General features: G+C 60.8%; 9 protein-coding genes. 3 read left to right on the top strand and 6 right to left on the bottom strand.

What is annotated here, in order from left to right; translation table 11 throughout:
• Positions 1–175: 175 nt before the first annotated feature.
• Entirely contained in the window at positions 176–862 is a 687-nt protein-coding gene (locus NL2_RS18995; protein ID WP_068077721.1) for a TetR/AcrR family transcriptional regulator, read from the bottom strand.
• A 332-nt stretch (positions 863–1194) separates the two neighbouring features.
• Here NL2_RS18995 and NL2_RS18990 point away from each other — a divergent pair, with 332 nt between their 5' ends.
• Positions 1195–2337, top strand: a complete 1143-nt coding sequence (locus tag NL2_RS18990) for an LLM class flavin-dependent oxidoreductase (RefSeq protein WP_068077719.1) — start codon at positions 1195–1197, stop codon at positions 2335–2337.
• 157 nt (positions 2338–2494) lie between these two features.
• Here NL2_RS18990 and NL2_RS18985 read toward each other — a convergent pair whose 3' ends face one another.
• The 4 genes from NL2_RS18985 to NL2_RS18970 form a co-directional block, all read right to left on the bottom strand.
• The gene (locus NL2_RS18985; protein ID WP_068077717.1) at positions 2495–3097 is read right to left on the bottom strand and encodes a TetR/AcrR family transcriptional regulator; all 603 of its coding nucleotides are present in this window, start codon (positions 3095–3097) and stop codon (positions 2495–2497) included.
• Between the two features lie 55 nt (positions 3098–3152).
• Positions 3153–4088, bottom strand: a complete 936-nt coding sequence (locus tag NL2_RS18980; protein ID WP_068077712.1) for an SMP-30/gluconolactonase/LRE family protein — start codon at positions 4086–4088, stop codon at positions 3153–3155.
• 20 nt (positions 4089–4108) lie between these two features.
• The gene (locus NL2_RS18975; protein ID WP_068077710.1) at positions 4109–4960 is read right to left on the bottom strand and encodes a crotonase/enoyl-CoA hydratase family protein; all 852 of its coding nucleotides are present in this window, start codon (positions 4958–4960) and stop codon (positions 4109–4111) included.
• Positions 4961–5028: 68 nt separating this feature from the next.
• Positions 5029–6138, bottom strand: coding sequence for an LLM class flavin-dependent oxidoreductase (locus NL2_RS18970; protein WP_068077708.1), 1110 nt, complete (start codon positions 6136–6138; stop codon positions 5029–5031).
• Between the two features lie 357 nt (positions 6139–6495).
• Here NL2_RS18970 and NL2_RS18965 point away from each other — a divergent pair, with 357 nt between their 5' ends.
• Both NL2_RS18965 and ribB read left to right on the top strand, forming a co-directional pair.
• Complete coding sequence (locus NL2_RS18965) at positions 6496–8118, top strand: class I adenylate-forming enzyme family protein (protein ID WP_245647766.1); 1623 nt, start codon at positions 6496–6498, stop codon at positions 8116–8118.
• A gap of 34 nt (positions 8119–8152) precedes the next feature.
• Positions 8153–9289, top strand: coding sequence for a 3,4-dihydroxy-2-butanone-4-phosphate synthase (ribB, locus tag NL2_RS18960; RefSeq protein ID WP_068077703.1), 1137 nt, complete (start codon positions 8153–8155; stop codon positions 9287–9289).
• Between the two features lie 15 nt (positions 9290–9304).
• Here ribB and NL2_RS18955 read toward each other — a convergent pair whose 3' ends face one another.
• On the bottom strand, positions 9305–9796 hold the full coding sequence (locus NL2_RS18955) for a flavin reductase family protein (RefSeq protein ID WP_068077701.1): 492 nt from the start codon (positions 9794–9796) through the stop codon (positions 9305–9307).
• Positions 9797–9804: the final 8 nt, after the last annotated feature.

Raw genomic sequence — 9804 nt, 5'->3', positions numbered from 1 at the left:
TATGGGCAATGATCCAACGTCAGCGCAAGCGAAGGATTATTTAGTGCCGCATAACGGGGGCTGATGGTAGTTTGCGCCAGCAAATTCGACGTTCAGCGCCTCCGAGAGATCGACTCCCTAATCGTGAACGCACCCAAAAGGGAAAAAACCTCAAGCAATGTGCACTCGGCCCACATCACCCCGTGGTAACGGTCGACGATGACGGGGGCAGTCGAAGCGGCATGCACATCACGTCGACGATCTGTTCCATAGTATCTTCCAGGGCGTCCGTGAACGTTTCGCCAAACGCCATTACGTCGGTTCCGTGGTGGCGTACGAGGATGTTGAGAAACATGAGGCTGACGCTGATGAGGCGCCGCTGTGCCACGTAGGACGGCAGATAATCCACCCGCTCACGCAGCAGCCGCATCGCTTCGGTCAGATTGGGCGGCTCGGATCCGCTGAAGTCGCCGAACTTCGGAGATCGACTTTGCAACAGGTATTGGCTGAGAAAACTGGCATAGGAGTGATTGCCGTCCGCATCCTGCAGATCGAGCTGCGGAACGAGGATGATGTCCAGTATCGTTCGCGCATCCCTCAGCCGCCCTTCCAACCGTGCCCGATGCAACATCGCACCGCGCGCGAGTTCCATCTGCTCCATCCGATAATCGAAGATTGCACGGACCAGGCCCTCACGCGAACCGAAGTGGTACTGCACCGCAGCGTGGTTGCCTTGCGCGGCCTTGGCGGCGATCTCGCGCATCGAAGCGCCGTTGATTCCGTTTTTGGCAAACAACTGTTCGCCCGCGAGGATGAGGCGCGTTTTTCCGCCGACATTTTCAGCCGGATGCGCTTCCTCCGCTTCGACTGTCAGATTTGCCAACACGTTATCCTAAAACAAATGTAAAGTTTCCGCTGTCGCGCAGGCTCGAAAAGGTGATCGGCCAACTGCACATCTGGCGCTATGTTCCCCGATGTTGCAGAAAGCGGCCAGAATCTCAAGGTTTTTGCCGCTTCGCGGCCAACCTGATCGTCAATCCGGTCTCTCGTTCGCCGCCATGCCCGCTTTTGCGTAACAGCGTCAGTTTACACTTGACTTAAAATGGGAGTCGGCCTTATCACCCTAATCGTCATTAGGCAGCAAAATGCCGGAGCCAGACGCAACAATGCGATCAGGCGCGGTCCGATGCAATAAACGCTCAAGGAGAGACGCTCATGGCGATGGAAACCGGCCTCATCTTTCACCCGTACATGCGTCCCGGACGTACGGCGAAGCAAACGTTCGAATGGGGCGTGCAGAACTCCGTGGCCTGCGACAAGGCGGGCTTCACATCGATGATGATCTCCGAACATGCCTCGCAGATCTGGGAAAACATCCCCAACCCCGAGCTGATCATGGCCGCCGCAGCGCTGCAGACCAGCCAGATCCGGTTCGCCCCGATGGCGCACATCCTGCCGCACCAGCATCCGACGAAGGTCGCGATCATGGTTGGCTGGCTTTCGCAGATTCTGGAAGGCCGCTACTTCCTGGGCATCGGTGCCGGTGCGTATCCGCAAGCATCGTACATGCACGGCATCAAGGATGCAGAGCCGCAGATGCTCAACGACATGGTGCGTGAATCGCTAAACATCATGGAACAGATCTGGAAGCGCGAGCCGTTCTTCTACGAAGGCAAATACTGGAAGGCGGGCTTCCCCGAGGAGGCACCAGCCGAGACCGAAGAAGACGAGCAGCACATGCTCGCCAACTTCGCCCCGTTCCAGGGCGCGTTCCCCGAGATCGCCGTGACCGGCTTCAGCGAAAACTCACCGTCCATGAAACTGGCCGGCGAGCGCAACTTCAAACCGGTGTCGATCTACTCGGGCAAGGATGCGCTCAAGCGCCACTGGGAAATCTACTCGGAAGCCAACATCAAGGCCGGGTTCACGCCCGACCGGCAGCGCCATGCCGTGTCGCAGACCGTGTTCTGCGCCGACACGGATGCGGAAGCCAAGAAACTGGTGATGGAAGGTCCCATCGGGTATTGCTTCGATCGCTATCTCATTCCGATCTGGCAGCGGTTCGGCATGATGAACGGCTTTGCCAAGGACGGCGGCATCGATCCCTCGGACATCGATCTGGAATATCTGGTCGACAACGTGTTCGTGGTCGGATCGCCCGACACCGTGGTCGACAAGCTCAATACGCTGTTCGAATCCTGTGGCGGGTGGGGAACCCTGCAGGTGGAATCGCACGACTATTACGACGACCCAACGCCGTGGTGGAATTCGCTGGAACTCATCGCCAAGGAAGTTGCGCCCCGCGTCAAGCTGCCCGGCGTGAAGCCAGCCGTGACGGAAACCGTGGCCGTCGCCTGATCTCAGTCGCCTGAACCGACTGACAACGAAGAAGAGCGGGAAACAGGTATTCCCGCTCTTCTTCGTTGTGCTCAAGCGAAATCCAGCAGGTTGATCTGCCATCGCGGCAAATCGATAAAATGCGGGAGCGCCTCCCACGTGATCGGATCGGTTCGCGCTAAAGCGCGGTGGAACTCCTGATCGCAAACCCGTGCAGGAGCAGGTCTGCCGCCTGTTCCGCGATCTGGGTCGGCCCCAACTTCCCGGGTCGATACCAAGATGAACAGGACTCCAGCATGGCGATGAGGAACTTGCGTACGACAGTCGCGTCCAGCGCCTTGCTGGCACTGCCATCGGCCTGAGCGGCCACGATCAGATCGCGCCAATAGTTATCGAAATTCGAATAAGCAGCCAGGACCCGCTTTCTCATTTCGCCCGGCAAATCTTCGAACACGCGGGCAACGGCTGAAGAATAGTCATCGCCCGAAAGCAGGAACTCGATGTGGGCCACGATCGCGGCCCGGAGCCGCACGAGCGGTGGTGCGCCCGGCCCGAGCACCTCCACGCGCGCAACGATATGGCGGCTGTTGTGATAGATTCCTTCCATCATGACTTCCTCGACCAAGTGGTCTTTGGACGGGAAATGATGATAGATGCTGGGCGCCAGCATGCCGGCCCCCTTCGCGATTTCGCTCAGTTTTGCGCCGGCCAGCCCTTTTTGTCGGAGGATTGTTGCGGCGGAATCAAGAATGCGCGTTCGGCCGTTATCTGGGTTTGCCATGCGCCCTCATAACCGGAAAATATCGTAAAGACAGTCCCCAGCCTGTCCTGCTCTACTATCCGGCATAAGGCGTGTTAGGCACGCCTGGCGCGGGTGGAGCGAGAATTTCGAACAGCCCACCGGCAAGCGGCTGTTGTGCAAATGTTTGTGCAGAAAAGCCCTGTGACCCGGTAATCAGGAAGAGACGCGAAAAGTCGCTTCCGCCAAAGGCCGGGCGAAGGCCGCGCCGTACCGGCAGCCGGCGTTCCTCGAGCAAGGAGGCGTCCGGCGCAAAGCGACGCAGCACCCAGCTTTCGTAAAAGGCCATCCAGATGCAGCCTTCGACATCGACGGCCATGCCATCAGGATAGCCGTCGTCCGGTTTGAAGTTGAGGAAGTCCCGGCGATTGGACAAGACGCCGTCGCCATCAACGTCATACGCCCAGCTGACCAACGGCATGGAATCGTTTACATAAGCGGTGCGGCCATCGGGACTGAACGCCGGTCCGTTAGCGGTCACGATGTTGCGTTCCTGCGTGCTGACAGCGCCGTTGGCGTCAAGCCGATAGAGTTCGCCGGTATTGCGTACGTCGAGATTGCCGAGGGTGCTTTCCTTGTCATCGGTCGTCGTGCTCTCGTCCCACTGGCTGGAATCGCACGAGCCGGACCAGTACCGCCCTTTGGCATCGGTCACGCCATCATTGAGCCGCGCGATCTTGGGATTGGGGATCGGATGGATGAACGGTGCGTAAATCTGCTTGCGGGGATCGACGTGGGCAAACCCGTCCGCGCATGACGCGATAAATCCGCCGCTGGCGCGCGGCGCAATCGCGCTGATCCAGGCAGGCGCCGCCCAGGTTCCGGTTTTCCCGCTGTCGAGATGAAACCAGTTTACGCTCGGCGCTTCGATATCGACCCAGTAGATGCAGCCATCGCGATCATCCCAGATCGTGCTCTCGCCGAGGATAGCTTTGGCATCCCACAGGCAGCGCCAGCCTTCACCTTGCATCATAGTTCCATCCTGCCTTGTCGTCACAGCTTGACCACCGGGTCGCCGAACGGCTCGTCGCGCTGACGCACGGCCTCCTTCAGTCCCTCGGTGCGCACGGTTTCATTGAAGCGGGTGCGGCTGCCCGCCAGATGCCCGCGCGCATCCATTTCGGCGGCCATGCGCTGCAGCGTTCGCGCGCCCATCAGCTCCAGGCCGATGTTGACGATCCGCTTGTTGGCACTGAGCAGATCGGGGTCGATCAGCGCAAGGCGCGCCGCCAGCGCGGCGACTTCCGCGTCGAGCCGATCGGCCGGAACCGCCTTCAGCGCCAGGCCGATCTGCGCTGCATCGTTGCCGCGGATCGAATCGCCGGTGAGAAGCAACCGCTTCGCCCACTGCGGGCCGACGAGGTAGAGCCACATGTGGCTTGGCAGCGATCCTTGCGAACGCGCCGGCGGGAACCCGAACAGCGCATCGTCCGTGCAGATCACCATGTCGCACAGCAGCGCAAGATCGGTCCCGCCGGCGAGGCAACGCCCATGCACTTGCGCAATCACCGGCTTGTGCATGTCGAACAACGCCATGCGCAGCCGCTGCGCTTTTTCCTGATGCCAGCTGTCGTCATCGAATTTGGCACGGCCGCGCTTGTGTTCGACCTGGCCGGGAATGGGCTGGTCGTACTTCTGCAGGTCGTAGCCGGAACAGAAGTCGGGTCCAGCCGCCTTCAGGACAACGGCGTGGACGCGATTGTCCTCATCGGCTGCCCACAGCATGGCATGGAGCTGCTCCTGCAGCGGCTCGCTCAACGCATTGCGCTTTTCGGGACGGTTGAGCGTGATCCACGCCGTGCCGTCGCGCACTTCGTAGAGCACCAATTGTTCGCTATCTGCCATGCTCTTCCTCGTTCCCGCCCAGGCGCCATCTTTCGCGGCGCCGCAGACTTGTTCTCACGCAGTGTCCTTCAGGCCACCGTTTGCAGCGGAGCCGGTGCCGCTACCGGCGCCGACACGTCGATGTCCTTCAGATGCGGCAGGACCTTGCGCGCGAACAGCTCGAAATTTTCCCGACCGACGTCGAAGGGCATATCGCCGAACTGGGTGTAGATGATGAAACTTCCCACATCGAAGCGATCGACCATCGCCTTCAGCTTTTCCACGACCTCTTCCGGACGTCCCCAGATCTGAAGATCTGCGAGGAAATTGTTGAACTTCTCGATGCCGTGCTTTTCCACGCTGTTGGCCAGCGCACCGTAATATTCGTAGCCTTCGATCTTCTCGAACTCCTTGTTACCGAACTGGTAAAAGGCCGAGGTCGAGCGGGCGTATTCCACAAGGTACTTGTCGCGCATTTCCTGCGCCTTGGCCGCATCCTCGTTGACCGCGACGAAGGCAACGACGACGGGCTTCGGCGCCGGCCGGCCCTGCATGGCGAAGAAGCGGTCACGATAGCTTTTGACGTCTTCCGCCACGCGATCCCACGGCTTTTGCGCGATGATCATCAAGCCGACGTCGAGGTTGGCCATCAGCTTTACCGATTCAGGCGACACGGCCGACGCGAAGACCCGGCCGCGATAGCTGGCATAAGGGTGCGGGCGCAGTTCAACCCGGGGTTGCTGCAGATAATCGCCGTCATATTCCATGACGCCGGTCTCCAGCGCCTGCAACAGCGCTTCGGCATATTCACGGAACCGCTTGCGTGCTTCGCCCATCGGCACCTGGAAGCCGTCGAACTCGCCTTTTCCGAGCCCCCGGCCGATGCCCAGAATGGCGCGCCCTTCTGACAGATGGTCAAGCAGGATAAAGCTCTCGGCGATGCGGATCGGGTTCTGCCACGGCAACACGGTGACCGTGGTGCCCAGCTTGATCCGCGACGTCTTGGCGGCGACCCACGACAGGAACTGCGGCACGTTGGGTGTCATCATGTACCCGGTGAAATGGTGCTCGGGCGTCCACACGGAGTCGAAACCCTGATCCTCGGCGCTCGCCGCCAACGCCAGTTCGTGCCGGAACACCTCGATATCGCTGACCTGATCCTTCAGATTCTGGAACGTCAGCCCCAAGCCCACATCCATACATGCCTCCAAACTGCGACTGCTCAAATTTAGACTAATAGCAATTAGGTCAATATGGCAAGCCCTTCAAAACGTTTTGCGCGCTCCGTGACGGCGAGACCCCGCCGCTCAAGCCTTGATTCAAGCGGCATTTGTAACATTCTTTCGTTTTAATTCATATTATTAACAGCGACGCAGCCTCACGCCGGAATAGCTTGGACTTGTGCGGCAACGCGCAGGCGCAACGCATCACACTTGACGCAAAAGCACGAAATTGTCATGCTAATGATAATTAGGGTACGGAGAGGCACAGAGGTGATCGAGTCTACAGCTGCGCGGCGTCAGGCCATGTCGGACCGGCACCCTGTCTGGGAGGAGATGACTCTCGACGCCTATCTCCAGCATGCGCAACGGTATTTTGCGGCCGAACCGCTGGTCATAACCGACGAGCAGACGCTCGATTATGCTGCAGTCTATACCCAATCGGAGTGCTTTGCATCCGCACTTGCGGGGCTTGGCATCGGCCGCAGCGACCGCGTCGGCGTGGTGCTGGCCAACTATCCGATAACGGTCCCGCTGATGTTTGCGATCTGGCGGGCCGGTGCAATCGCCGTGGCAATCAACACTCTCTACGGCCCCAAGGAACTGGAATACGTGATCCGGGAGGCGGGATGCAATCTCGTCATCAGCATGGCGCGCTTCGGTTCGCGCAGGTTCGATCTGGAACTGGACGCGCTCATTCCCGGCTGGCGAACCGGTGACTGCCCCACGATGCCGGAACTGCGCGGCGGTCTGGTTTATGACGTTGAAGCGCCGGAGGAGTTTTTTGCCGCGCTTCCCACCGGCGAACCGCCCGTGCAGCAAGCGCAACCTCACGATCCTGCCGTCATCATGTTCACGTCGGGCACGACCGGCTCGCCCAAAGGGGTCATGCAGACGCACGACAACCTGCTGCGAGCGGCTTATGCCGGCGCATATCATCAGGCGTTCGAGCAAGGGCGGAGAGCGGTTTTCTCGCTCCCGCTGTATCATGGCTTCGGACTGGTTGTCGGCCTGCTGTCCGGCATGATCGTAGGCGGATCGATCGTTCCCCTGCTCCGCTTCGATGCCGATGCGCTGCTGTCCGCCACCGAGCGTCATCGTGCCACGTACCTGATGGGCGTCCCCACCATGACCATCGCCATGATGGAGCGCGCGAAAATCAAGGCCTACGATCTGGGCTCGCTTACCGCGGTGCACAGCGCCGCCGCGCCCACACCCAGCTGGGTCTGGCGGGAAATCCAGCAAACGTTCGGCTGCAGCGAGATCTTCACCAGCTATGGCCAGACCGAAGCCACGGCCACGATCGTGTGCACCCAGCCCGGCGACCCCATAGAAATCGTTGCAGAAACACAGGGCTGCATCGTTCAGGCCGGTGTTGCGGGAATTCCTGAACAGGATGGCCGGATCTGCGAATTCAAGACGATCGATCCCGTGACGGGTGCCGATCTGCCGCCCGGAAGCGCGGGCGAGCTGTGCACGCGGGGGCCGATGAACAGCCTGGGCTACTTCCGCCGCCCGGAAGAAACGGAAAAACTGTTCCTCCCCGGAGGATGGCTGCGCACCGGCGATCTCGGGCAGTTCCGGCCCGATGGGAACCTGTTCCTGACAGGCCGATCGAAGGAGCTGTACAAGAGCCGTGGCGAATTGGTGTCGCCCAAGGAACTGGAGCAACTCGTCACCACCCATCCTGCGATCGCGCAGGCATTTTTCATCGGGATGCCCGACGATCGGTGGGGTGAATGCGGCAGCGCATGGGTCGTCCGCTCGGAGGGATACACCATCGCTGAGGACGAGATCCTTGCCTGGTTGAAGCCACAGGTCGCGGGGTATAAACTTCCGCGCGATATCTGGTTCATCGCGGAACATGACCTGCCCAAGACGGGCACGGGCAAGGTGCAGAAGAACGTTTTGAAGGAAATGGCGCTGGCCCACCTCGCTGCGCCTTTGGGCGCGGCATGAGCAGGCTGGCGTCCACGACACGGAAAGATCGATCATGAGCAGCCAGGGCATTTCCTCGATCGAGGACATCATTCAGGACGCGATCAACGGCCTCCCCTACATTCTGGTCGATGCCGACGACCGCGAGAATGAAGGTGATGTCATCATCCCGGCCCAGTTCGCCACGCCGCGCCAGATCAACTTCATGGCCAAGCATGCCCGCGGGCTGATCTGCCTGGCGATGACCAAGGCCCGTGCAGAACAGCTGAAACTGCCGCCGATGACGGTCAACAATCAGTCCGGCCACGGCACGGCCTTCACCGTGTCGATCGAGGCTCGCGACGGGGTGACGACGGGAATTTCGGCGCAGGACCGGGCGCACACGATTGCGGTGGCCGTCGATCCGACCAAGACCTCGGCCGAGATTGTTTCGCCGGGTCATGTCTTTCCCCTGATCGCGCGCGACGGCGGCGTGCTGGTGCGTGCCGGACATACCGAAGCTGCGGTCGATATCTCGCGTCTGGCCGGACTGACGCCGGCCGGGGTCATTTGCGAGGTCATGAACGACGATGGCAGCATGGCGCGACTTCCCGAACTGCTGGTGTTCGCCAAGGAACATGGGCTGAAGGTCGGCACCATCGCCGACCTGATCGCCTATCGCCGCCGGTTCGAGAAACTGGTGCAACGCGTTGCCAGCGCGCCGTTTCACAGCTTTTACGGCGGCGATCTCACGATCCATGTCTACCGGAACCTAGTCGACGGCGGCGAACACGTGGCGCTGGTCAAAGGCGACGTGCGCCCGGATCGCGATACGCTGGTGCGCGTACACCAGGTGGACATGACCACCGACATGCTCGGCTGGTCGCAGGCGCATCCCGAATATGTGCCGCAGGCGCTGCAGGCGATGGCGGCGCACGATGGCCAGGCCGTTGCCGTGTTTGTTCGGGATCCCAGCCCGGACTCAATCTCGAAGCGGATACTGGGGGGGCGCAAGTCCTATCACGACGTGAACGCCACGCGCGATTATGGCATTGGCGCGCAGATCCTGCTCGACCTGGGCGTTCGCGAGATGACCTTGCTCACGTCGAGCAAGGCGAAGCTGGCGGCGCTCGAAGGATTTGGCCTGACGGTGATCAATCGGGTGCCGTTGCGCGGTCCGAACGTTGCCACCGAAAATGCCTTGGCGGAATAGAACCCGGAACCCCGCTTAAAGCAGGGATGCCACCTTCCCGTAGCGGCCTTTGTGAAACAGCAGGGGCGCGCCGGGATGGTGGATGTCGAGCGCGTGAACCTCGCCAATCGCGATGTAATGATCCCCCGCTTCGTGGATCGCATGGAACGAACAGTCGATCCATGCCAGCGCGCCATCCAGGATCGGCGCACCGCGCGCAGACAGGTGATGCGGCACGCCATCGAACTTGTCCGGATCCTTGGACGCCAACGTGCGGCACAGCGCTTCCTGGTCATCCGCCAGAACATTCACGCAAAATCCGCTGCACGCTTCGATCTTGGGCCAGCTGGACGAACTTTTGTCCGGGAAGAACGCCACCAGCGGCGGATCCAGCGAAACGGATGTGAACGAACCGACCACCATCGCGACGGGTGAGCCGCCGTCCGGCATGGCCGTTATCGCGCACACGCCGGTGGGATAATGGCCCAGTATCTGTCGGAACGTTGCGGCGTCGGTGGCGAGGGACATGCGCGCTG

Origin of the sequence: Novosphingobium lentum NBRC 107847, assembly GCF_001590965.1 — a bacterium.
GTDB classification, from domain to species: Bacteria; Pseudomonadota; Alphaproteobacteria; order Sphingomonadales; family Sphingomonadaceae; genus Novosphingobium; species Novosphingobium lentum.
Note: the sequence above shows the minus strand (reverse complement) of the source record. Positions and strands in the feature narration are given on the sequence as shown.